This window comes from Oleiphilus sp. HI0043, assembly GCF_001634935.1.
Genome location: NZ_LWEY01000261.1, coordinates 1 through 791, shown reverse-complemented (window position 1 = coordinate 791; position 791 = coordinate 1). Strand labels below are relative to the sequence as shown.

Here is a 791-nt window from a genome sequence, read left to right as displayed (position 1 = left end):
AGACGTAGGTTCGAAGGCCATTCAAAATCACATCGAATAAGGAAACGACGATTAAACCGAAGCACAATACATCGAGCGTAGTTAAGCCCTGATGGACGAGTACTTTGTCGATAATCACCTGAAAGAACAACGGCGTAATTAGNGCAAATAACTGAATAAAGAAGGAGGCAACCAAGACCTGCATCAAGATCTTTTTGTACTTGATAATAGCGGGGATAAACCAGGAAATATCAAATTTACCGTTCATACCTGGCAGGAGTGAACGTCGAGTAATTAGAATAATTCTGCCATTCCAATAATCTTCGAATTCACTAAGAGTGAAGACTTGTGGTTTTTCAGAACCAGGCACTTGAACAAGAACCTTTTCATCTGCGACTTTGGCAAGAATAAAGTACTCACCATTTTTACTCAGGCCTATCGCAGGTAAGGCCATCTTTTCTAACTTAGCGATGTCTGCTTTTGTTAGTGAGGCTTTAAGTTTTAGGTGTCTAGCAGCACGAACGATATCTTTATCATTCAGACAAGAGGCCGAGTTTTTAGCTTCGGATGAAGGTTCATTAGTACCAAAGTAATGACGAATCTGCTCTGGATCTGCAGCGACTTGGTGATAACGTGCTATTGATACCAGGCAAGCTAAGCCCGTATCAACGGATGAAGACTTTCCAGCCTCATTTGAAGCATGACTAGACACAACGATTTCCTTATCGGCGGCATTCAATCTCTTCACATATTAATAAAAAGACAAAACACCAAACAGTTGTACCTACAACCTTCCAACAAAAAATCTTAAA

The 791-nt window shown here is 40.5% G+C and carries 1 protein-coding gene; it reads right to left on the bottom strand.

Going from position 1 to position 791, the window contains the following annotated elements; genetic code table 11:
- On the bottom strand, positions 1 to 691 hold a 691-nt coding region (locus A3729_RS03895), incomplete at its 3' end, for a cysteine peptidase family C39 domain-containing protein (protein ID WP_231877330.1).
- Positions 692 to 791: the final 100 nt, after the last annotated feature.